Origin of the sequence: Caldimicrobium thiodismutans, from assembly GCF_001548275.1 — a bacterium.
GTDB lineage: Bacteria > Desulfobacterota > Thermodesulfobacteria > Thermodesulfobacteriales > Thermodesulfobacteriaceae > Caldimicrobium > Caldimicrobium thiodismutans.
The window spans coordinates 1,712,176-1,735,823 of record NZ_AP014945.1; the positions used below are offsets into that span (position 1 = coordinate 1,712,176).

Below are 23,648 nucleotides of genomic sequence, written 5' to 3' on the forward strand. Positions count from 1 at the left end.
AGGGTGGGTCATGCCTGAAAAAGCCCCTCTCCTCTGGATAAAAAGAATTCTTTTTGTCATAAGTGTGATTTTTCTATCCTTTATTTTCAGGGATACAAAGCCTGTTACCGGAGGCATGAGTGATTACTGCTACGCCCCCCCAATTATAAGCGAAACCGTTCCGCCCTTAGTTATGCTTGTTTCTGGAAAAGACCATAAATTATATTATGAAGCTTATAATGATGCCTCCGATTTGGATGAAGATGGAAAAATAGATGTAGGCTATAAGCACAGTATCGATTACTATGGATACTTTGATCCATATAAGTGTTATAAATATGAAGGGTCTTCTGCAAAGTTTGTTCCTGTAAGATACACAAGCAATAAATATTGTGGTGGGGCAGATGAATGGAGTGGCAACTTTCTTAACTGGCTAACCATGGCTCGTATTGATGTTTTAAGAAAGGTGCTTTATGGTGGATATAGGTCTACAGATTCAGCATCTGAAACAGTGCTTGAGGCAACCTTTATACCCCAAGATGCCCACAGCTGGGGCAAAGAATACAGCGGAAGCGATACAAGACAATTAACTCCCTTCGATCCTCCAGGTAGCGGGCAAAGACACCTATTTTGTATTACCAGCCTTAGCAATGGAGAAACAAGGCGTATCAGAGTTTTACTGAATAAAACTAATAGAATCTGGGAGTGGGCATCAAAGGAAAGACCCGTATGTGATAATAGTTTGGGCACTCCTAATTATGAATATTATGTAAGAGTAAAAGTATGCGACCCAGCGGTAGGTCTTGAACCAAACTGTAAAAGATATCCAGCTGGAGCTGAAACATATAAACCCATAGGTCTACTTCAAAAATATGGAGATGGTGATGGCACTAAATGGTGTTCCAAATCATTAAAACCCTGTAATACTGATAGTGATTGTAATCCTGCAGCCACACATGGGCTTTGTGTAGATAAAGCAAAGATGTATTTTGGTTTAATTACAGGCTCTTATGAGAAAAATTTTAGTGGTGGTGTATTAAGGAAAAATATATGGTCTTTTTTAGATGAGATAAATTCTAATACAGGTATCTTTCAAACATCGGAGAATACACCAGGAAATATTGTGCTAACTTTTGATAGGTTAAGAATAATTGATTTTAGATATAGTGATTATTCATACGAACCTGGATGGCAGGGTGCCTGGGTGACCACGCGTCCTCCTAATGAAGGTGAATTTAAAAACTGGGGAAATCCCATCGCAGAAATGATGTATGAAGCCATTAGATATTTTGCAGGAAAAACAAGTCCAACAGGTGATTTTACATATTCGAAAAGTCAAGATGGTGGCTTAAATTTGCCCAAACCTGAATGGGGTAAATTTAAAAGTGGGAGATCTACTTATAGACTTTATGATGTATTTCCTATATGTGCTAAACCATTTATTGTAGTATTAAGCGATATTTACAATAGTTATGATTCCGATAAAGTTCCCGGGTCTTCATTTGGTAGTTTCTCAGGAGATATTTCTGGTTTGAATGTGTCTACACTTGCGGATCTTATATCCTCAATTGAGTTTATTCCTGGAAGTTATTTTATAGGCCAATCTGGAACAAATTATGATTTTATATGTTCAGCTAAAGATATATCTTCCTTTAGTAATATAAGGGGTCTTTGCCCAGAAGAGCCAACCAAACAGGGAAGTTATTATCCAGCTTCCATTGCTTATTATGGAAATAAGAAAAGTGGTGGCTGGAGAGACAATTTTTCAGATCAAAAACCTTACACAATTAAAACCCTTGCTGTAGCTCTTTCTTCACCTGTTCCAGATATAGTTTTTAAAGTAGGGGATAAAACTGTCCGGATCACACCCTTAGGAAAGAGTGTAAGTGGTGAACTTAATGTATATCAGTATTGTTACCAAAAATGCACTTTTCAAAGAGACGCAAACGGTAATCTAAGGATATCAAATTGTCAAGATGGCTCATACTGTCCTACCAATCAAATAGTAGATTTTTATGTTGATACGATTAATTACGATGCAAGTGGTAATCTTGTCTATGCAAAGTTTAGAATTAACTTTGAGGATGTGGAACAGGGTGCAGACCACGATATGGACGCTATTGTAGAATATGAGATACAACCTATTAGTTCCAATCAAATAAGAGTGAAACTAACATCAAATTATGCTGCTGGAGGTATTGACCAGGTGCTTGGCTTTACCATTTCCGGAACAACAGAAGATGGCACCTGGCTTGTGGTAAAAGATAAAGATGTGCCAGACACTGCTGACGGTGATACACCTTCCGTTGTAGCAGGCATGCCTCTTACCTGGCAAAAGGACTTTTCTGTTACTGGTTCAACTGCTGGGCAGTTAAAGCCACCTCTTTGGTATGCTGCAAAATGGGGTGGTTTTGATGATATGAATGGAAATGATTTGCCTGATTTGCCTTCTGAGTGGGACAAAGATGGAAATGGCATTCCTGATACCTATTTTTATGTAGTAAATCCTTTAAAGCTTGAGTCTCAGCTTAACAAAGCCTTTGCTGAAATCCTTCGCAGGGCTTCTTCTGGGGCAACGGTTGCAACTTTGACTTCAAGAAAGGGATTTTCCTCTCTTGTTCTCCAGCCCCTTTTTTATCCAAGCTATCAATCTGGAGAAATAGAAGTTAACTGGATTGGAATGCTTAAAGCCTTCTGGACGGATTTTAAAGCAAATTTAAGGGAAGATACCAATTTAGATAAATGGCTTAATATAAAAAATATTGTTGATAAAATTTTTCAACTTGTGGTAAAAGAGGACGAGGAACCTCATGCCTGGTATATCTCAAATGAAAGCACCTGTTCTTATGACCCTACCAAGATTGAAGCTCTTAACTTAAAGCCTGTTTTTGACGCAGGCTGTCAATTAGCCAATAGAGACCCCTTCAGTAGAAAAATCTTGGTTCATATAGGTAACACCACTATCAAATCTATTGATGATACCGATGCAAAAACCTTCCTCAAAAACCTTTGGAATGGTGTTGCTGTAAGTGAAAGCCTTGGAATTTCTGTTGATGATACCTTTACTAATTGCCTTATTGAATACTTAAAAGGTAATCCTTCAGTTCCTTGTCTTTCAAATGCCACTATAAAGGACTATTTTTCCCGCAACCTAACCTTTGATGTAGGAAGCCTTTGTTCAGCCTCAGGTATAAGCGGAAATCACACCTGGAAGCTCGGAGATATTATTTTTTCTACACCAAGCATTATATCTAATGAGCCTCTTAATATTTATCATGTGAGATATTTTGATTTTACATACAGAGCTTTCATTGCTAATGAAACTTATGCAAAAAGGACCACTTATGCCTTTGTAGGGGCAAATGATGGTATGCTTCATGCTTTTAGGTTGGGTTATTTGAAATCAGCTGGAGATCAGGATAGACCTGTCAGATTAATTAATGCCTTTAACAGCGAAGCTATTGATTTAATAGGAAAGGAGGAATGGGCCTTCATTCCTCAGAATGCCCTTCCCTATCTTATCTGGTATGCCCATAAAGATTATTGTCATATTCCAACAGTTGATTACAGAACTTATGTCTTTGATGCCTCAATTGGTGGAGGTCCTGAAGAAACGAAAACTTCCGATTCCTGGAGAACCCTTTTATTAGGGGTAATGGGGTTTGGAGGAAAGGAGATCTGTATCAAAAAACAGGGGAATAATTGTATAGAATCCTACAGTTCATCCATCTTTGTTTTAGATTTAACAGATTGGTTAAAAGGAACCACCTCTGAGCCAAAGGTTTTATGGGAGAGGGCCCTGCCGGATAAAACTTTAACCCTATCTTTTCCTGCCATTGTCAGACTTGGAGAAAGGGATAAAAATGGAAAGTGGTATGTGGTGATCGGCTCGGGACCTAAGGATCCCCAAGGAACCAATTTTGTTAATCAAGCCAAAATATATTTCTTTGATCTAAGGACAGGAAGTTTAATAAAGGAACTCAATGTGGCTAATAATGTTTCTATAGGCGATATCTGGCCTGCAGATGTAGATAATGATTATCAAGATGATGTTCTTTATTTCGGAACATATGATGCTAATTCCGGGAAGTTTTATAGGTTGAGCCTTAGAAATGATTCTATTACCCTTTCTTTTAATCCCAATGCACCTGTTTTTTCAGCACCCACTTTTACCAAAGATAAATCAGGAAGGTTCTGGGTCTTTTTTGGGACAGGAAGATATTTAAGAAGCGAAGATAAAAATTTCAATTACTCCAATTATCTAATTGGTTTTATTGATGACTGTTGGTCAGGCAATTGCATGTCTACTTATAATTTTAACGACCTTTATAATGCAACAGGAGCATTAGCTAATATTGTGGTTACAAGAACAACTCAAGTTTGCAAATGTGACTGGGATGGTTGTAACTCAACAGAAGTAGCTATAGATGGCTATTATAACGGAACTGTCCCTCCTGCTATAATACGAGGTTGGTTTCATCAACTTGAAAAGGGAGAAACTTATAATGAACTAATTAATTCTCAACCTTTCGTATTTGGTGGTAATTTGGATGCCCTTGTTTTTAGAACCTATAATGAAATCTGCAAAATCGGTGGAGAGACTTGGCTTATGGCTTTATGTTATGATACTGGAATTCCCTGTGGAAAGCCTTCTGCTCTTATTCATACTGCAGCAGTGGGTGAAACTATTACTATTAGATCAAAATATTTAGTTAGCCCTGGAGCCCCACCCCTTGGTCAGCCCTTTCAGGTAGCTACTTTTAAATCTCAAACAGGGCAATATGAAAAGATTGCTCAGGCCTCTTATGGAACAATTATAAGACTTACTCAGCAAGCGCAAGAGTCAGCAAGAGGAAGATTTATCCTGTGGTTAGAAAAATAAGGGGATATACTACTTTAGAATTGTTAATTTTAATTGCAATTCTTGCAATCTTATCAGCTATTTTTATCAGGGAATATTTAATCTATACAGCAAGAGAGCGTCTAAAAGGAGCAGCTAATGAAATTGCCTCTCAATTAAACTGGGTTAAAACGAAATCTATGATTTCCAAAAATCTTTATGGTATATGTTATGATAATAATACTCGCCAAATTTTAATTTTTGAGGAGAAAAATGGTGATGGAAATTATACTAATGGAATCGATTTGATTTATAAAATAATAAACATTTCAGAAAATTGGAGGGGAATAGAAGTAGTTGAAATAACAAGTAAACTATTATGTCCTCAAGCCTTTATTTTTGATAGAAGAGGTGAGTTGATAAGCGGAGGAGATAGTGGAAGTATAGTGCTTATAAATGCTTTTGGGGAGAAAATTAAAATTTCTATAAGTATTCTTGGAAGGATTAGCGTCCAATATGGCTCATAACAAACTTGCTCATAAGAAAAAACAGGGAATGACACTTCTTGAAATCCTTATTGCAATGTTAATTCTTGTATTCGTTATTGTAGGATTTATGAAAGCAACCACTGATTTTATGCTGTATTTAAAGGCTTCTAAAATTAATGCCAGAGCTAAAGAACTGGCTGAAAAATTGAGAAGTGGAATCTTGAACTTGCCTCAGCTTTCTGCATGTTTCAATTCTTCTATCACTGGGGAGCTTAAATCTAATGCTACTGGAAATCAATCATTTATCACCTTTGATAGACCTGATTTTTATGTAAAAGATTGTCCAAATGTAAATAACTGTATAAGTCAATTTGGATGTTTGTATTGTTATACTGGAGAAGAAATAATTTTAAGTAATCAAATAAATTGCACAGTTGGATATCCTATAAGAGTTGGATATAATGCAGGAAAAGTTATATATAAAGATAATGAATCAGGACAAGAGATAGAAGTTGGTTCAGCTGTGGGGATTAAAGTATATTATATAGAACCTAAAACCAGAAGAGAAAAGGAAATTAATGTGCTTGTTTATAAAAAATATGAAGAATAATGGATATACTTTAATTGAAATACTTTTAGTTATGCTTCTTTTAGGAATACTAAGTGGGATTATATTTAGCACATATAGAAACTTTATTCAGGAATATAAATCTCAAAGTATAGGTGTGAGAAAGGAGATGGAACTTTTAAGTTTACAAATATATTTAAGAAAACTTATCCAGAGCATAGGTTTTGGAATACCAAGAGAAATCAGCAATTATCAAATTTGGAGTTCTCCAAATTGCACAGATTCAAATTTATCTAAATTCAAAAATAGCAGAACTATTATAGGTTTAGCTAACGATTGTTCTATTTCTAATGGGCCTAAACATGATAGGCTTTATTTTAGGAGCTTATTTGCAACTGGAGCAAAAGAGGCGGGATGTTGGTGGGTTATTTTACCGGATGGAGAAAAAAAGTCTATGGCTGTAAATAAATATGGATTTACATGCAATGCCATTTATGAAAATGATACATTATGTTATTATTTAGATGAAAATAGAAATTATCACAAAGATTATCTTGATCAACCACTTAATTGCACCTCAAATTTAAAGGGTCCTGGTTTTTTATTTTTTTACACCAAAGGCAATGAAACACCTCCTGAAGTTTTTCGGCTGCACCTATCCGCCTTCGATGATAATGAGATAGCCCAAAAGCAGGCTTGTGCCCCAAAAAGTGGTAAATTAATGTTACAAAGGGAATGGAATATTCAAGCTCAACCCATTTTTGATTGTGTTGGAGGATTAAAATTTGATTTTATAGGTAATACTACTAATAACTTGCCATCTGCTATACAAGTATGCCTTCTTGTGCAAGTAAGTGGTAGAATGAGCACTAAAAGAGAGGTTCCTTTAAATTCTCAGTGTGGCCCTTTCCAGGAGGAGGATCCTGAATGGAAATATTATCGCTGGAGAGTTATAGAAGAGAGAATATCCTTAGAAAATTTAAGAGGTATCAAATGAGGGGGAAATTGTCAATTCAAAGAGAGAGGGGAAGTGCTTTATTTACTGCTATAATGTTTTCATTTATAGGCCTTCTTATTATAGCAGGGCTTGTTGCAGTGTGGTATAGATTAACTCATATTTTATTCCCTGTAAAAACTTATACATCAGTTAGAGAAGCCTCTGCAGGTGGTATTAAATTATTAGCATCTTATGTGGATCAAGGATACTTTTCCGAATTAGATAGAGGTATTTGTCCGCCAGGTACTTCCCCAACAGCCAATGGCACATGTTGTCTCGTAAATTTGAAATACAAACTTCTTGGCGAATCTAAGGAATATATTAATCCTATTACTATTTGTTTTTTGGGATATCAACCTCAACCTGGTTTTGAAATTACAGGTGTTGCATACACTTCTCAGGCGGCAAGACTGGGATTAAATTATATTTATGGGTTTAATTCCACTGCCTATGGGCCAAATAATGTCACAGCCTATGTTGAAGCAGTTTATATTAAGTAATCTCTAAAATTGACTACTCTTGTAGAGGATAATGTCAAATTTTTTCCTTATTGCATAATTAATATCCCCTTTAAATAAAAAGGTTGCAATTCATTTAAATCCGCCCTGTTCAAAAGGATTGCATCAGGGGAAAAAGGCAGGAAAAATCTGATAACATACAAATCTTTGAAATTGAAAAAATTTTGTTTTATAATCAATTTAAAACCCATCTGGAGGTATAAAAATTTTTCTTGAGCTTCTTGAGGCTTTATCACCTCTTCCCTTTGAAACTTATATGGAACTTGCCCTTTATCATCCTGATTACGGGTATTATGCAAGGGGAAATGTCCCGGGGAAAGCAGGAGATTTTATAACTTCACCTTGCGTACATAGGGTCTTTGGGGCAACCCTTGGTCTTCAGGTTCTTGAGGCTTTCGAATTGTTGAAAAAACCCAAGGATTTTGTCATAGTTGAGGCAGGAGCTGGAGCTGGTTATCTTGCCCTTGATATTTTGAATTATCTTGCCTTTAAAGGCTTTGATTTCCCCTATTACATTGTGGAGCCCTTTCCTGCTTTAAGGGCTCTTCAAGAAGAAACCCTTAAAGATTATCTAAAAAATATTAGCTGGTTCCAAGATTTTTCAGAGCTTCCACCTTTTGAGGGGATATTTCTTTGTAATGAGCTCTTTGATGCCCTGCCTGTGCATCTTGTTGAAAAAAGGGAGGGTGAGCTTTTTGAAATCTGGCTTGAATTCAGGGGAGGTGAAGTCACAGAAAAACTTGAAAAATTAACAGAGCCTGAGATTCTAAAAATTATCTATCCCTATGTTCCTTCCTGGCCTGAGGGATATAGAACTGAGGTCTCCTTAAGGGCAGAGGAAATCTATAGAGCCCTTTCTCAAAAAATGAAAAGGGGGCTTCTCCTTATCATTGATTATGGCTATCCCCGAGGGGATTATTATCATCTAGAAAGAAAAAAGGGAACTCTTCTTTGCTACTTTCGCCACAGAGCCTGTGAAAATCCCTATTTTAAACCTGGGCACATTGACATAACTGCGCATGTTGATTTTACCCTACTCAGGGAACTGGGAGAAAAATATGGCTTCTTAAATCTTGGATTTACCCAGCAGGGCCCCTATCTTGCCTCTCTCGGGATAGATAGGGTCTTTCTTGAAATTTCTGAGGGAAATTTTAGAGATAGGGAGGCCTTAAAACTCCTTGTCTTCCCTGAGGGGTTTGGACAATCCCACTGGGTGCTTGTTCAGGGGAGATTTCTGGGACTTACCAAAATCCCACAACTTTCAGGTTTTAGATTTAGCAATCGCCTAAAACTTTTGTATTAATTAAAGTGGCTTTTTTATAAAAAACCTTTAAAATAAAAATTTATGACCCCCTTTTTGAGCTTGCTTATCTTCCCAATCTTATCTATCTCAAATCTTGCAATTTAAAAGATTTTGAGAGGAAGCGTATTTACTCTTGAGGAAATAAAAAGGGCTATGCCCTTTTAATAACCACCTCTATGGATTTTGTAAAATTATGAGATTTTAAGTGAGATGGAAAAGCAGGAGCTTCAATCCCGGGAGATTTCTGTTTATGTGGATGGTTGTTCCCTTGGAAATCCAGGGCCAGGTGGGTATGGGGTTTTAATTAAAAAGGGAGGCAAAGAGATTGTCCTCAAGGGTGGAGAAGCAGAGACCACTAATAATCGGATGGAGCTTATGGCAGTTATTAAGGCCCTTTCATACTTTAAAAATAAAAGTAAAATTGTTGTTTATGGGGATTCTGAATATGTGATAAAAGGAGCAACCGAATGGTTACCCCTCTGGAAAAAGAAAGGTTTTAAGACTTCGGAGGGGAAACCCGTTAAAAATCAGGATCTCTGGAAGGAGCTTGAAAGATGGTTAAATTTTCACGAGGTAAGATTCATAAAAGTGCCTGCCCATAGTGGACATCCTGAAAACGAAAGAGTTGACCAGATAGCTAAGGCTGAGGCAAGGAAATGGAAGAGAAACTCTTAGTGGGAATCACCGGGGCAAGTGGCTCCATCTATGCCTTATATTTTCTGGAGGCCCTGAAATCTCTAAAAGTGCCCTTTGAGATAATTATAACTGATGCAGGAAAACTCGTTTTTCAACATGAACTTGACCGACCCTGGCAGATTCTTAAGGAATTAACTGATATGGTTTATGAGGAAAGGGAGATTTCAGCTCCCCCTGCCAGTGGATCAGCCCCTTACCGAGGCCTTGTAATTATTCCCTGCAGTATGGGGACCTTAGGAGGCATTGCTACCGGTCAAGCAAGAAATCTTCTTTTGAGAGCTGCAGATGTCATGCTTAAAGAGAGGAAACCCCTTGTCCTGGTAGTCAGGGAAACTCCCTTTAACCTTATCCATCTTCAAAATATGCTCCTTTTGACTCAGGCAGGAGCAGTGATTTACCCGGCTATGCCTGGCTTTTACCACAAGCCTGCATCCTTAGAAGAATTATTAAAACAATTTACAGAAAGACTTCTTCAATTTTTAAAAATTGCTGAGAATTCAAAGCCATGGAAGGGTCTATATTCATAACACAAAATTAAATCTCTTCAAAATTTAAAATTAACCCTTGATATTTTTCAGAAAGTGGTTTATAAAAAACACCATTAATGAGAATTTACCATTTTAAACTTACTCTTAAGGAGGGTTAAGGATGAGGATTCTTGAAGATAGGCTTTATACCGAAAATCATCTCTGGGTTAAAAAGGAAAAGAAAAAGATAGTAAGAGTGGGAATAACTGATTTTTTTTCAGCCAAAGAGATAGAAATCATTAATGTGGATCTCCCAGAAGAGGGGGAAGAATATGAAAAAGATGATGTCTTTGGAAGTATTGAAAGTATTGAAGAAGAATTCAATCTTGTTATGCCTGTTTCCGGGGTAATAGTTTCTGTAAATGAGAAGGTTCTTGATGATGTGGATCTTTTAAATGAAGACCCCTATGAAGAGGGCTGGTTGGTTAAGATTGAGATGGCCAATCCCTCTGAGCTGGAGGAACTTCTTCCAGCAGAGGACTATGAGTTAAAAATTGCCGAAGAGTTTGAGGAGGTAGTTCCTGAAAAGGTTTCTGAGGAGGAAGAGTAAATGCTTGCTCTGGTATTTCCTGGTCAGGGCTCCCAGTATCTCGGAATGGGAAAGGACTTCTGGGAAGCCTCTTCTAAGGCAAAGGAAATCTTCTCTCTGGCTGAGGAATTAACAGGGATTCCAGTTAAAAGGCTTGTCTTTGAAGGCCCCCTGGAAGAATTAACCCTTACAGAAAACTTACAGGTTTCTTTAACCACTGTAAATATTGTAATTTTTGAGGCTTTAAAGGCCAATCTGGAAGAAAAATTTAAGCATTTGGTTTCTTTTAATGCCGGGCATAGCCTGGGAGAATTTAGCGCTCTTTATGCAAGCTCAGTTCTTTCCCTGGAGGATACCCTTAAAGCTGTTAAAAAAAGGGGGGAATTAATGGGGAAGGCTGGGGGTGATAAGGCCTCAGGGATGTATGCTATTTTAAATTTCTCTGAAGAAAGGCTTAAAGAGATCATATCTCAAACAAAGGGGCTTGTCATAATTTCAAATTATAATTCTCCCCGTCAGCTGGTGATAAGTGGGGAGGAGCAAGCTATTACTGAGGTAGCTGAAGCAGCTAAGTCCAAGGGAGCCAAGGTTGTAAGACTCAAGGTTAGTGCTGGGTTTCACAGCCCTCTTATGGAATCTGCAGAAAGAGAATTTGCAGGACTTCTGGATACCCTTAATTTTAGAGATGCTCAAATTCCTGTGGTTAGTAATGTCTCAGCTCAGGCTGAAAAATCTGGCGAGAGCCTTAAGGAGTTAATGAAAAGGCAGATGACCTCACCTGTTCGCTGGATTGAGGTTATAGAGTTTATCTATGCTCAAGGAGTTTCAACCTTTGTTGAGATAGGCCCAAAACAGGTCCTTAAGGGACTAATTTCACAAATCCTTCAAGATAGACCCTTCAAATGCTACAATGTAGAAAATTTAAAGGATCTGGAAAATCTCTTGAAAGATCTTCTTTAAGATGAAGATAAAAATCTTGGAAGAGCGTTGTAAGGGTTGCGGACTTTGCGTTGAATTTTGTCCAAAAAAAGTCCTTTCCCTTTCTGGAAAGAGAAATCTTCAGGGATATAAGGTGGTTTATATAGCCAATGCTGAAAAATGTAATGCCTGTGGAATTTGTTTTCTCATGTGTCCAGAGGTGGTTTTTGTTGAGGAGGATTCCCCTTGAAAGGAAAAAAGCTACTTGTAAAGGGAGTTGAGGCTATTGCCCTTGGGGCTCTTGAAGGGGGATGTCAGTGTTATTTCGGTTATCCCATTACTCCTCAAAATGAGATTCCAGAGCTTATGTCTGCTGAGCTTCCCAAGAGGGGAGGGGTCTTTCTTCAGGCAGAATCTGAAACCTCGGCTATAAATATGGTGCTTGGGGCAAGTGCCGTTGGGGCAAGGGTTATGACAAGTTCATCAAGCCCGGGGATTTCCCTTATGAGTGAAGGGTTTTCATATCTTATTGCCCTTGAGCTTCCCTGTGTGGTAGTGAATGTGATGAGGGGAGGGCCTGGGCTTGGTGGAATTGAGGCCTCTCAGGGGGATTATTTTCAGGCAGTAAAGGCCCCGGGGCATGGAGATGGCCGTTTTCTCGTCTTAGCTCCCTATACCTGTGCCGAGGCCTATGAGCTTACTGCTAAGGCCTTTGAGCTTGCGGATAAATATCGCAATCCTGTTATGATTCTTTCTGATGCTATTCTTGGACAGATGAAGGAACCTCTGGAGGTGAAACCCTTAAAAATTAAAAACTTTGCCAAAGAAGATTGGGCCTTAACAGGGGCTAAAGATAGACCCTCGCGCACCATAAAGAGCCTCTTCCTTGATTCTAAGGAGCTTGCAGAAAGGAATCTAAAATTGAAGAAAAAATATAAGGCTATGGAGAGAGAAATTCGCTTTGAAATACTCTCTGAGGGCCAGGAAGAGCTTATGGTAATAGCCTTTGGCTCCATAGCCAGAATTTGTAAAGAGGCTGTTCTTAATCTGAGAAGTAAAGGCTATGGGATTTCCTTTTTTAGACCTGTAACTCTTTTTCCCTTTCCTAAAAAGGCCCTTTGTTCTGCTCTTGATAGCAATGAGAAAAAAATAAAAGTGCTTGTATTTGAGCTTAATTGCGGGCAGATGGTTGAAGATGTAGCCAGTGCCCTCTGTGGAAGGGCAGAAGTCCTTTCCAGATTTTATCCTCCCAGTGTTTTACCTTTTCCAGAAGACATAGAAAGGGAGATTAAAAAGTGCCTGAACTCTTTAAATTTCCCCAAAGTTTAAAAAAGACGCTTTTTCACTATTGCCCGGGTTGTCATCATAGTATTATTCATAGGCTCCTTTGTGAAGTGATTGACGAGCTTGAGATAAGAGATAAAACAGTTGGTCTTGCCTCAATTGGATGCGCCTGTTTTCTCTATTTTTATATAGATGTTGATATTATTGAGGCCCCTCATGGTAGATCTTGCTCAGCTGGAACAGGAATAAAAAGGGCAAGGCCAGATCTTGTAGTTTTTACCTATCAAGGAGATGGAGACTTTGCAGCTATAGGCCTTGGGGATAGCCTCCATGCTGGATCTCGGGGTGAGAAAATTACAGCTATCATGATAAACAACACAGTCTACGGGATGACCGGGGGGCAGGTTTCTCCCACAACCCTTCCCATGCAGAAAACTACAACGACCCCCTCAGGAAGAGATCCTTCTAAAGAGGGCTATCCTCTGAAGGTTGCTGAGATTCTGGCAGGCTTTGAGGGAGTCGCCTTTTGTGCAAGAGTGGCTGTTAATACTCCACAGAGGGTGCTACAGGCCAAAAAGGCCCTTAAAAAGGCCTTTCTTGCGCAGATTGAGGAAAGGGGCTTTGGTTACATAGAGTTTCTTTCTGCCTGTCCTGTCAATTGGAAGATGGACCCCCTTTCCGCAACCAGGCACATTGATAAACTGGCTGAGGTTTTTCCCCTTAAAATCTTCAAAGACTTTGAATAGTGAGGTTAAAAGTTGAGGCTTGAAATAATTTTGTCAGGCTTTGGAGGCCAGGGCATACTTTTTGCTGGAAATCTTCTTGCTCTTGCGGGTATGTATCAGGGCTATAATGTTAGTTTTTTACCGGTCTACGGCCCAGAGATGAGAGGGGGAACCTGCCATTGCACGGTTATTATTTCTGATAAAGAGATTGCTTCCCCGTTGGTGCTTGAGCCAGGTTATTTGATTATATTAAATCTTCCATCCTTTTTAAAGTTTCTCCCCAGATTGAAAAAGAGAGGGCTTGCCCTGGTAAATGGGGATCTCGTTAAATCTGAAGAGATTGAGAATTACTCAGAACTGATAAAAGGGAAAAAGATTGTTTCTCTGCCTTTAAACACCCTGGCAGAAGAGGTTGGTGCTTCCATGTCATTAAATCTCTGCGCCCTGGGAGCTTTTAATGGTCTTCTTGAAATCATTCCAGAAAAAATTTTTAAAAAAGCTCTGCGAGATATGCTTGGGAAAGGTAAAGCCCATCTTTTTGAGCCTAATCTCAAGGCTTATTTAAGAGGCTTTGAAGAGGTAAAAAAATTGCATAGAACTTAAAAGGGTTCTACCCCGGATAGGTTGCAAGGAGAGGAACAACTTTTGTGGAAAGATCTAAAAATTTGTTGTTTGAATTTTCTCAAAAAAGGAGTTTTGCTTTTTAAATAACAGAATGAAAGCAGTTATTCAGAGAGTAAAATTTGCCAGGGTTTTAATAGAGGGAAAGGTTTTTTCTGAAATAGGAAGAGGCCTTCTTGCCCTGGTTTGTGCAGAAAGGGGTGATGACGAAAATGTGCTTTCCTGGATAGCTGAAAAGCTGGTTAATTTGAGAATATTTCCCGATGCTGATGGTAAATTTAATCTCAATGTGAAAGATATCTCTGGAGAAATTCTTCTTGTCTCCAATTTCACGATCTGTGGACAATTGAAAAAGGGGACAAGGCCAAGTTTTCATCTCTCTGAAGAGCCTGAGCTGGCAAAGGCCTTGCTTGAAAAACTTGCGGAAAAGATAAGAAAAAAGGGGGTGCCACTAAAGGAAGGGGTCTTTGGAGCTCATATGGAAATAGAACTTGTAAATGATGGACCAGTGACTATCTATTTAGAAAAGATCAATCCAGCCTATCTAATTGATTAGTCTCTTTGAAATTGTTAAAAAATTCTCTTGAATTTCCCCTAAATTCTGGCAAAATACCTCTATGTCAAAGAAGAAACCTCCCATTCCCTATGACCTTTTTGCCAAGGCCTTCCTCAAAGACCCTGAAAACTTAAAAGGCTTCCTCTCAACCTTCCTCCCTGATCACATTAAAACTCATCTTGACCTTGACTCCCTTAAAATTATCCCTGAAGAACAGGTTTCTCTCTCAAGAAAAAAGCGAGAAATCCCAGATCTTGTTGCAGAGGTTAATCTCCTTAGTGAAGGTAAACCTTCAACCAAAGCCCATCTCTACATCCTTATTGAGCACAAAAGTGCACCTGATAAAAGAATTTACCTTCAGATTTTAAATTACATAACCGCTTTAAATGAGAGGTCTTTCAAGGAGGGGAAGGGGTATGTGCCTGTTTTACCTCTTGTGTTTTATGAAGGGGATAAGCCCTGGGAGTATCCTGAAAGGATAGAGGAGATATTTTCAGTGCCAGAGGGGTTAAAGGGGGAACTTTTTAAGCTTCATGTGGTAGATTTAAAGAGGGTAGAGGATGAGAAGATTTTGAGGGTATTTGATATTTTAGCAGGGCTTGGGTGTTATCTTTATTTAATGAAGGCGGAAGCACTGGAATTTGATGAGATAATTGAAGTTATTACAAGGGCGACAGAGAGATTAGTAGCAATAGGGGAGAAAGGAAGATGGGAGATGGGGTTTTTGATAGAGATAGCAGTAATAAAGAGTGGGGTTGACGAGGAGGTAATCTGGTTTAATATATTAGATAGTTGTGAAGAAGAGGGGGTAAAGATGGAGTTAAAGAGCTTTTGGGATAAAGTGGGAGAGAAGTTTTATAAGCAGGGTATTGAGCAGGGGAAATATCAGGGGTTAATACAGAATGCAAGGGAGCTTGTGCTTGAGGCCATAGAGGTGAAGCTTGGGTATGTGCCGGAGGAAGTGAGGGAGAGGGTGGTAAGGGAAGAGGATAGAGGAGTTCTCAAGGAGTGGCTGAGGAAAATAATTCTTGCGAAGAGCTCTGAAGATATCTTTCAACTTTTTGAAAATTGATAATTTCATAATTTTTACAACTTATCTAACTTTATCAACTGTTATGGCTTTGTTAGAAATTTGTAAGGGTTAAAATTTTAAACTCCTTCAACAAAATTCTTTTTTTAAAAGACGCTGTTAAATATTTCAATTATAAGGCGGGGGTATAAGTTCAGATCCTTACAAGAAAAAGGAAGTGGGGTAAAAGGGGAATTAGATATCTATACAGGTGAGGCTTTATAAGTTTGTAAAAGTAACACAGGCAATCTTGCCTGTGGAGGTAAATTACACTCCAATCTGTGAAAGAAACACAGACAAGAATGTCTGTGCTACAACAGACCCCCAAAAAAATTCAAGGGGTATAAAATTTTAAACCCCTACTATTTAAGTCTCAAAAGATATGGACTTAGACATTTGCTTGACAAAATGAAAAATTGGCTTAAATTTGAGGAAAAACTTTTTGAGGGAGGAAAAAGATGCCTTCTTTCTTAACTCCACAAACTCCTTGGGTAAAAAAGGAGGAGGTCAAGAGAAACTGGTATTTGATTGATGCCAAGGATAAGGTTCTGGGAAGACTTGCTTCTCAACTTGCTTATATGCTTCAGGGTAAGCACAGGGCTGATTATTCTCCTCATGTAGATCAAGGAGATTTCTTTGTTATCATCAATGCGGACAAAGTTAAGCTAACTGGTAAAAAACTTGACCAGAAGACCTATTGGAGACATAGCGGCTATATGGGTGGTCTTAAACTTGAGACTGCAAGAGAGCTTCTCCAAAAAAAGCCTGAGGAGCTTATTTTACTTGCAGTAAAAAGAATGCTACCCAGAAATCGTATGAGAAATAAACTTCTTAAAAAGATAAAGGTTTATGCCGGGGAGGTTCATCCCCATCAAGCTCAAAATCCTCAACCCATGGAATTTTAAAGGAGGTTAGATAGACTATGAATAGCTTATATGCCACCGGAAAGAGAAAGACTTCAGTAGCAAGAGTCTGGCTTTTACCAGGCGAGGGAGAGATTCTGGTAAATGAAAAGCCCTTTTCAGAGTATTTTAAGGATCACCTTGTTGCAGAGGATGTAATTTTTGGACCTTTTAGGGTTGCTAATTTACTGGGCAAGTTTAATGTGAAATGCACTGTTGAAGGTGGAGGAAAATCTGCTCAGGCTGAAGCCATTCGCCATGGCATCGCCAGAGCCTTAGTAGAATATAATCCAGAGCTTAAACCCCTTTTAAGAAAAGCAGGCTTCATTACTCGGGACCCCAGAGAAAAAGAGAGAAAAAAATATGGCCTTCGGGGAGCCAGAAGGGGTCAGCAATACTCCAAGCGTTAGGATCAGGTGTGCGTGATCTCTGTTGCTATAGTTGGGGCAAGTGGTTATACTGGGCTTGAACTGCTCAGGCTTTTAAGTTACCATCCTGAAGTAGAAGTAACCACTATTACCTCAAGGGAACTTGCTGGAAAATGTCTATCCGAGGTCTATGGCTTTTCAGGAAAGTTTGCCTCCTTAATCTTTGAAGAACCAGACCCAGAAGTTATATGCAAAAAGGCTCAGGCAGTTTTTTTATGCCTTCCTGCAGGAAAATCTCAGGAAATGGCAAGAATCTTTCTTGAAAATGATCTAAAAGTTATTGATTTATCAGCAGATTTTCGTTTTAAAAATCTTGAGGTCTATCAGAAAACTTATAAAATTGAGCATAAATTTCCGGAACTTGCTCAAAAGGCAGTTTATGGTCTTCCTGAGATCTATGGGGAAGAGATAAAAGAGGCAAGCTTAATTGGTAATCCCGGTTGCTATCCTACATCTGTGCTTATCCCCCTTATCCCTCTGTTAATGGAGGGGCTAATTGAAAAGGAAGAAATTATTGTTGACTCTAAAAGTGGAACCTCTGGAGCAGGTAGAAAAGCAGAGAACTATTACAGTTTTTGTGAGGTAAATGAAGATTTTAAGGCCTATAAAGTGGCTGATCATAGACACACCCCTGAAATGGAGGAAAAACTCTCTCAATTCGCTGGGACATCTATTAGGCTTATCTTTACCCCGCATTTATTACCAGTAAATCGAGGAATTTTTTCTACTATTTATGTAAAATTCAGGGCCTCCCTCAATAGGGTTTATGAATACCTCAGAGATTTTTACAAAGATAAACCCTTTGTTGAGGTCCTGTCTCTTGGTAGATATCCCCGCATATCTGAGGTTAGGGGAACTAATTTCTGTAAGTTTTCCCTTTTTGAAGATAAAGAAAGGGGTAGGGGGATTATCCTTTCAGTAATTGATAATCTTGTTAAAGGGGCAAGTGGCCAGGCAATTCAGAATTTAAACCTTATAATGGGCTTGCCTGAAGACTTAGGTCTTCCAAAAAGTCCCCTTTTTGTGTAAAATTTAAGCTGTGATCCTGGCTTTTTTATATCCAGCTCTCCTTTTGAGACCCCAAGTTATGAAGAATTTTCAGCTTACTGGGTTTGCTCTCTTTGAAGAGAAAATTGAAAGGGCCTTTTATTTATGAGTGAACCATTGGTTAGAAATATAAGACTTTTTATAGCTTATGATGGAACTAATTATCTTGGTTTTCAGATTCAACCCAAGGGTCCAACCATTCAGGGTATTTTACAAGATATATTAAGTCAGGTTCTGGGGCACAAGGTAAAGATTCGTTCTGCAGGAAGAACTGATGCTGGAGTGCATGCCCTTTGTCAGGTGGCTCATTTTTTAACCACCTCTGACAAACCATTGGAGGTTATCTTCAGGGCCTTAAGTGGCCTTTTACCTCGGGATATTTCAGTTTGGCAGATAGAGGAAGTGGATTTTAAATTTCATCCCCAGAGGGATGCCCTTAAAAAGACTTATCAATATAATATTTACAACTACTTTGTGAGAAATCCCCTGTTAAGACTCTATTCTTACTGGGTGCCAGAGCCCCTTAATATTTCAGCCATGCAGGCTTGCCTCCCTGAAATTATTGGCACAAAGGATTTTGCAAGTTTTCGTAAATCCGGGACAGACATAAAAACCACTGTCAGAACCATCTATTCAGCGGAGCTTAAGTGGTCAGATACCTTCAACCATCTCCTTGTCTTTGAGATAACTGGCCAGGGTTTTATGCGCTACATGGTAAGGAATCTTGTAGGGGCTCTCCTTGAGGTAGGCAGAGGTAAAATGAGTCTTGAGGAGTTTAAAGAGGTTTTAGAAGCAAAGGACAGGAGAGTTGCCCCACCTCCAGCGCCACCTCAGGGATTAATTTTAAAGCACATTGAATATAAAGAGATTAAAATTATAGATCGTTATCCCCCATATCAAGTCCAGTTATGAGGAGGTGCTGAGATGATTAAACTTTCTGAAAGGGTAAAAGCCTTAAAGCCTTCTGCAACTCTGGCAGTAGATGCCAAGGCTAAGGCCTTGAAAGAGCAAGGAGTAGATGTCATTAATCTTTCCGCAGGGGAGCCAGATTTTGATACCCCTGAGCCAATTAAAGAGGCTTGTATAAAGGCTTTGAAAGAGGGGATTACCAAGTATGCCCCAACACCGGGTTTTTTGAGCCTAAGAAAGGCCATTTGCCAAAAAATTTATGAAGATTATGCCCTTGAGTATCAGCCTGATGAGGTGATCGTATCAACAGGAGCTAAACAGGCTATTTTTAATCTCCTTCTGGCTCTTGTTGATGAGGGAGATGAGGTGCTTGTCCTTTCACCCTATTGGGTTTCCTATCCAGAGATGGTGGTTTGTGCAGGAGGTCGGCCAAAGATAGTGCCCTCAAGTTTTGAAAAACGATTTGAGCCTGAACTTGAGATAATTGAATCCACTATTACCCCTAAAACAGTTGGAATAATAGTAAATAGTCCCTCCAACCCAACAGGCTTGATTTATACAGGGGATTTCTGGAAGGGACTTGCAGAACTTATTGAAAAACATAACCTCTGGCTAATAAGTGATGATATTTATGATAAATTGAGATTTGATGAGGCATCTCCTGAAAATATTTTAAGTTATGCTCCAGAGCTTAAAAGCAGGGTTTTTATTGTGAATGGTGTTTCAAAGACCTATGCTATGACAGGCTGGAGAATAGGCTGGGCCCTTGGTCCAAAGGAAGTAATTTCAGCCTGCGTAAAAATTCAAGGCCAGAGTACAAGTCATGCTACCTCTTTTGCCCAGAAGGGAGCAGAAGCAGCTCTTAAAACCCCTGCAGAGGAGATTAATAAGATGGTAAAGGCCTTTGCAAAAAGGGCTTCAGTTTTGAGCTCTGCTCTGCAGGAAATCCCTGAAATAGATTTTATACCCCCTCAAGGGGCCTTTTATCTTTTTGCCAGGGTCTCTGCCTATTATGGAAAAAAGACCCATGAAGGTAAGGTTATTCAAAATTCCATAGATATGGCGGAATATTTACTTGATAGGGCTCAGGTAGCAGTGGTTCCAGGGGTTGCCTTTGGAGAAGATGAATTTTTACGATTTTCCTATGCTACCTCTGAGGAAAATTTACTAAAAGCGGTAAAACGGATAAAGGAGGCTCTAAATGCCCTGACCTAAGGGCAAACCCTCCTTGTTTCCTCTTTAACTAATTTACCATACTCGTAATACTGGACCTTTACCCACTCACATTGTCCTTCTGATTTAACTGGCTGGGCATAGACCTTTTGAACTCTATCTTCACTTTCATAGGTAACGGATTTTCTGGTTTTTGCTGAATCGTGACTTGCTCTGTCCATAATATAAGAAGCAGTTCCTCCAATAACAGCTCCAATAGCAGAACCAAGGACTGCTCCTCTCCAGCGATTATTTTTGTCAAAAAGAACACCCAGGACACCTCCTGCAACAGCCCCAACAGTTGCTCCCTCTTTGGTCCTCTGGTTAAGATCAGGGGTGCATCCTGTAAAAAGGCTTACAGCTAAAAGAAAAATTAGTAAAGACCCCCAAAGTCTGTTAAGATTTTTCAGCATAGGTGACCTCCTGCAATTTTTTTGTTTATAATATACCCATGTTTCCTTTGCTTAAATTTAAGAAAACGGGGGACAAGAACTCCATATCACCTGGGCTTAAAAGCCCCAAAATGAGTCTGTCCCAACTCCCAAAGAGAAGGTTTAAGCTAAAACCCATTGCCACACGGGAGGATGGAGTAAGGCACAACTTTAATTCTATTCCCATCAAATATTTAGTAGAAGGATTAATAATTCCGGGGTGATTTGCCATGGCTAACTTTTTTACCTATTTTCTGATAGTTGACTCCTTTAATTAATTTTAACATTTTTGGGTGGTGTAAATTTAAAAACTCTATCTGGGATGTCCAGATTGTATTCTAAGCTCTTAAAGGTAATTCTGACCCTTTCACCTGAAAAGTAATGAAGTAAAAGCTCCTGAACCTCTCCATTTGCAAGATTTACGCGAAGGGAGATCTTTTCTACCTGGCTATCCTGATATGCGGGGAGAAAATTTAACTGCCACAACCCTTCATCAAGGACCTTAAAGCTTTCAAGTTTTAAATCTTTACGCAAGTTTCCCCTTCCACTCATAAAACCAAGGGCAAGTTGAGAGGATAGGGCCTTACCACTAGGATAGACAAAGGCCTGATTTTCTTCAGGATAATATACATAGATGTTTCTGCTATCAGAAATGATTATGAATTTTTCAGGGGTATTATATTCCCAGCGAAAAAGACCAGGTTTTTTCATCCAGATTTTTCCTGAGCGATTCTCTTTATTGCCATTGGGAAAAATAGTTTCCTGAGAGAAGGATCCCCGGAGGGTCTGGGTTTGGCTGTAAAAGTGCTGAATTTTTTCAAGGACCTCCTCAACAGACTGAGCCTTTAGCTCTTTAAAGGGGCTTGCGAGGACCAATAACAGGGCGAGGACGAACACCATCACTGGGACCAAGTATACCCTCTTCTTCCATTTTTTCAACAATCCTTGCCGCTCTATTATAACCTATTCTTAATTTTCTTTGTAACATAGAAACAGAGATTTTTCCATACTGATAGGCAATTTTTAAGGCCTCTTGATAGAGTTCATCTCCCATAGGGTCTGAAGAAAGGGTCTCTTCCTCTGACTCATCAGCAAGGCTCTCTAAGTCAGCTAAATATTCTGGCTCTCCAAAGGATTTAAGGTAGTCTACCACCCTTTTGACTTCTTTTTCCGAGACAAAGGGGGCATGAATGCGTTGAAGATGAGAACTTCCTGGGGGCATAAAGAGCATATCCCCTGCACCAAGTAATCTTTCAGCGCCCTGAGTATCAAGAATAGTGCGGGAATCAACCTTAGAGGTAACCTGAAAGGAAATGCGGGCGGGAAAGTTAACCTTTATAAGGCCAGTTATCACATCAACAGAGGGCCTCTGGGTGGCTACGATTAGATGAATCCCTGCAGCTCGTGCCATCTGAGCAAGTCTGGTAAGCAGGGTCTCTACTTCTTTTGAAGAGACAACCATGAGATCAGCCAGCTCATCAATGATAATTACAATATAGGGGAGTTTTTCCTCAAATTCTTCATTATAGGATTCAAGATTTCTCACGGAGAATTCTTCAAAGAGGCTATAGCGTCTCTCCATTTCTGAGACAGCCCATCTTAAGGCCCGCGTTGCCATATTAGGCTCAAGGACTACAGGATGAAGTAAATAGGGTATTCCATCATAAACAGAAAGCTCAATTCTTTTAGGATCTATCATGAGAAATTTTACCTCTTCAGGGGTTGATTTATAAAGAATACTTAAAATAATGCTGTGAATAAAAATACTCTTTCCGGAGCCAGTGCTTCCAGCAATAAGGAGATGGGGCATTTTTCTTAGATCAGCAACTACAGGTATACCGGAGAGGTCTTTTCCAAGGGAAAAAGTAAGAGGGGAGTTAGATTTTTTGAAGGTTTCTTCAGTTAAAATCTCTTTGAGATAAACCAGTTCTCTTTGAGGATTGGAGATCTCAATACCAATAACACTTTTCCCAGGAATAGGGGCAACAATGCGCACACTTTTGGCAGAAAGCCCAAGGGCAAGGTCATCAACGAGACTTAAAATTTTGCTAAGCTTGATTCCAGGGGCAGGCTTAAATTCAAAGACAGTTATAACTGGTCCGGGATTAATTCCTGTTACCTCTCCCTCAATTCCAAATTCTCTAAGTTTGGCCTTTAATAACAGAGCCCTCTCTTTTAACTCTTCAGGTTTTATCTTGTATGAGCTTGTTGGAGAATCACTAAGTAAATCAATGGGGGGAGGAAGGGTAAGTTTCTTTGGAATAGAAACCTCTGGAGTTTCTTCAGACTGGACTTGGTGCTCGGAGAGAGGGTTTTTCTCACCTGTTTGAACTTTAATATCTCTAAGTTCTAAAGGAGCAGGACTTTCCTGAGTTTTTTCCTGGGGGATACTAAATTTTTCTTCAGATTGATCACTTTTAAAAAAACGCGCTAAAAATTTTGTCCTATCCAAAAGGATAAATCCAGGTATCAAAAGTAACAAAATTATTAAAAGGAAAAAACCAGGCACACCAAGGGCCTTAATGAATAATGAGGATATTTCACCTATAAAACCCCCATGTAAGGGGAAGCGCATCCATAAATATTTATCTTTTATTTCAAGCATTTCAAAAAGAAAAGAAAAACTTAAGCAAAGAGAGATTAATAAAAAGATATTGATGAGTATGATTTTTCGCAAAGAAAATAAAAAAAATAGAAGAAGATAGCTCAAAAAAGTAAAAATTGGAATAAATAGGGCAACTATACCAAAGAAAAAGATGAAAAATGAACTAAGATATGCCCCTAAGAGGCCCCCTATATTTTTTATCTCCTTAGCTCCCTCTACACCAAACCCGGGATCCTGGGGATGATAGGTAAAAATGGAGAGGCTCGCAAATAGGAGAAAACCGAAAATAAGAATATTCAGGAAAATGGTTTTTGTTTTAGGCTGCATATCTAAATTTTAAGTCAAAAAAAAGAAAAAGAAACCTCTACAAGCCCTGCATAAGTTTATATTTTTACAAGATTTCTTCTCTTCTATTTGGAGGCATGAAAGACATAGATACATCCCAGCTCTGCATAAGTTCATATCCTTACAAGAAAAAGGAAGTGGGGTAAAAGGG

The 23,648-nt window shown here is 39.0% G+C and carries 24 protein-coding genes; 21 read left to right on the forward strand and 3 right to left on the reverse strand.

Going from position 1 to position 23,648, the window contains the following annotated elements:
- Positions 1-10: 10 nt before the first annotated feature.
- The 21 genes from THC_RS08635 (at position 11) to THC_RS08740 (ending at position 20,119) form a co-directional block, all read left to right on the forward strand.
- The gene (locus THC_RS08635; protein WP_068516216.1) at positions 11-4,861 is read left to right on the forward strand and encodes a pilus assembly protein; all 4,851 of its coding nucleotides are present in this window, start codon (positions 11-13) and stop codon (positions 4,859-4,861) included.
- Positions 4,846-5,346 carry a hypothetical protein gene (locus THC_RS08640; RefSeq protein ID WP_068516219.1) on the forward strand — a complete coding sequence of 167 codons (501 nt, stop codon included), beginning with the start codon at positions 4,846-4,848 and terminating at the stop codon, positions 5,344-5,346. Before THC_RS08635 ends, THC_RS08640 begins: the two co-directional genes overlap by 16 nt.
- On the forward strand, positions 5,336-5,917 hold the full coding sequence (locus THC_RS08645) for a type IV pilus modification PilV family protein (protein ID WP_068516221.1): 582 nt from the start codon (positions 5,336-5,338) through the stop codon (positions 5,915-5,917). Before THC_RS08640 ends, THC_RS08645 begins: the two co-directional genes overlap by 11 nt.
- Positions 5,907-6,872: a prepilin-type N-terminal cleavage/methylation domain-containing protein gene (locus THC_RS08650; protein ID WP_167344342.1), complete on the forward strand. Its 966-nt coding sequence runs from the start codon at positions 5,907-5,909 to the stop codon at positions 6,870-6,872. The genes THC_RS08645 and THC_RS08650 overlap by 11 nt, the downstream gene beginning before the upstream one ends.
- A gap of 8 nt (positions 6,873-6,880) precedes the next feature.
- Positions 6,881-7,372, forward strand: coding sequence for a hypothetical protein (locus tag THC_RS08655; protein WP_148638848.1), 492 nt, complete (start codon positions 6,881-6,883; stop codon positions 7,370-7,372).
- Between the two features lie 274 nt (positions 7,373-7,646).
- Positions 7,647-8,693 (forward strand): class I SAM-dependent methyltransferase, encoded by a 1,047-nt coding sequence (locus tag THC_RS08665; RefSeq protein WP_231938351.1) that lies wholly within the window; start codon positions 7,647-7,649, stop codon positions 8,691-8,693.
- 210 nt (positions 8,694-8,903) lie between these two features.
- On the forward strand, positions 8,904-9,368 hold the full coding sequence (rnhA, locus tag THC_RS08670) for a ribonuclease HI (protein WP_068516239.1): 465 nt from the start codon (positions 8,904-8,906) through the stop codon (positions 9,366-9,368).
- Positions 9,350-9,916, forward strand: coding sequence for a UbiX family flavin prenyltransferase (locus THC_RS08675; RefSeq protein ID WP_068516244.1), 567 nt, complete (start codon positions 9,350-9,352; stop codon positions 9,914-9,916). Before rnhA ends, THC_RS08675 begins: the two co-directional genes overlap by 19 nt.
- Before the next feature lie 121 nt (positions 9,917-10,037).
- Entirely contained in the window at positions 10,038-10,466 is a 429-nt protein-coding gene (locus tag THC_RS08680; protein WP_068516246.1) for a glycine cleavage system protein H, read from the forward strand.
- Entirely contained in the window at positions 10,467-11,405 is a 939-nt protein-coding gene (fabD, locus tag THC_RS08685; protein WP_068516249.1) for an ACP S-malonyltransferase, read from the forward strand.
- A gap of 1 nt (position 11,406) precedes the next feature.
- Positions 11,407-11,613, forward strand: coding sequence for a 4Fe-4S dicluster domain-containing protein (locus THC_RS08690; protein WP_068516252.1), 207 nt, complete (start codon positions 11,407-11,409; stop codon positions 11,611-11,613).
- Positions 11,610-12,692 carry a 3-methyl-2-oxobutanoate dehydrogenase subunit VorB gene (gene vorB / locus THC_RS08695; protein ID WP_068516256.1) on the forward strand — a complete coding sequence of 361 codons (1,083 nt, stop codon included), beginning with the start codon at positions 11,610-11,612 and terminating at the stop codon, positions 12,690-12,692. The genes THC_RS08690 and vorB overlap by 4 nt, the downstream gene beginning before the upstream one ends.
- Positions 12,659-13,393, forward strand: a complete 735-nt coding sequence (locus tag THC_RS08700; protein ID WP_068516259.1) for a thiamine pyrophosphate-dependent enzyme — start codon at positions 12,659-12,661, stop codon at positions 13,391-13,393. Before vorB ends, THC_RS08700 begins: the two co-directional genes overlap by 34 nt.
- 12 nt (positions 13,394-13,405) lie before the next feature.
- Positions 13,406-13,975, forward strand: a complete 570-nt coding sequence (locus tag THC_RS08705) for a 2-oxoacid:ferredoxin oxidoreductase subunit gamma family protein (RefSeq protein WP_068516262.1) — start codon at positions 13,406-13,408, stop codon at positions 13,973-13,975.
- A 112-nt stretch (positions 13,976-14,087) separates the two neighbouring features.
- On the forward strand, positions 14,088-14,549 hold the full coding sequence (dtd, locus tag THC_RS08710; RefSeq protein ID WP_068516265.1) for a D-aminoacyl-tRNA deacylase: 462 nt from the start codon (positions 14,088-14,090) through the stop codon (positions 14,547-14,549).
- A gap of 61 nt (positions 14,550-14,610) precedes the next feature.
- Positions 14,611-15,621 (forward strand): Rpn family recombination-promoting nuclease/putative transposase, encoded by a 1,011-nt coding sequence (locus THC_RS08715; RefSeq protein ID WP_068516267.1) that lies wholly within the window; start codon positions 14,611-14,613, stop codon positions 15,619-15,621.
- A gap of 455 nt (positions 15,622-16,076) precedes the next feature.
- A complete protein-coding gene (gene rplM / locus THC_RS08720; RefSeq protein ID WP_068516269.1) occupies positions 16,077-16,523 on the forward strand; it encodes a 50S ribosomal protein L13 in 447 nt (148 codons plus the stop codon).
- Between the two features lie 17 nt (positions 16,524-16,540).
- Positions 16,541-16,930 carry a 30S ribosomal protein S9 gene (gene rpsI, locus THC_RS08725; protein WP_068516273.1) on the forward strand — a complete coding sequence of 130 codons (390 nt, stop codon included), beginning with the start codon at positions 16,541-16,543 and terminating at the stop codon, positions 16,928-16,930.
- 12 nt (positions 16,931-16,942) lie between these two features.
- Entirely contained in the window at positions 16,943-17,977 is a 1,035-nt protein-coding gene (gene argC, locus THC_RS08730; protein ID WP_068516278.1) for an N-acetyl-gamma-glutamyl-phosphate reductase, read from the forward strand.
- Between the two features lie 123 nt (positions 17,978-18,100).
- Entirely contained in the window at positions 18,101-18,907 is an 807-nt protein-coding gene (gene truA / locus THC_RS08735; protein WP_068516281.1) for a tRNA pseudouridine(38-40) synthase TruA, read from the forward strand.
- 12 nt (positions 18,908-18,919) lie between these two features.
- Positions 18,920-20,119, forward strand: coding sequence for a pyridoxal phosphate-dependent aminotransferase (locus THC_RS08740; protein ID WP_148638849.1), 1,200 nt, complete (start codon positions 18,920-18,922; stop codon positions 20,117-20,119).
- Here the strand turns inward: THC_RS08740 and THC_RS08745 are convergent.
- The 3 genes from THC_RS08745 to THC_RS08760 all read right to left on the reverse strand — a co-directional run bounded on the left by THC_RS08745 (position 20,116) and on the right by THC_RS08760 (position 23,479).
- Positions 20,116-20,529: a YMGG-like glycine zipper-containing protein gene (locus THC_RS08745; RefSeq protein ID WP_068516285.1), complete on the reverse strand. Its 414-nt coding sequence runs from the start codon at positions 20,527-20,529 to the stop codon at positions 20,116-20,118. The genes THC_RS08740 and THC_RS08745 overlap by 4 nt on opposite strands.
- A 288-nt stretch (positions 20,530-20,817) precedes the next feature.
- Positions 20,818-21,447, reverse strand: coding sequence for an outer membrane lipoprotein periplasmic chaperone LolA (locus THC_RS08755; RefSeq protein WP_082706413.1), 630 nt, complete (start codon positions 21,445-21,447; stop codon positions 20,818-20,820).
- Positions 21,401-23,479: an FtsK/SpoIIIE family DNA translocase gene (locus tag THC_RS08760; RefSeq protein WP_068516293.1), complete on the reverse strand. Its 2,079-nt coding sequence runs from the start codon at positions 23,477-23,479 to the stop codon at positions 21,401-21,403. The genes THC_RS08755 and THC_RS08760 overlap by 47 nt, the downstream gene beginning before the upstream one ends.
- Positions 23,480-23,648 lie beyond the last annotated feature (169 nt).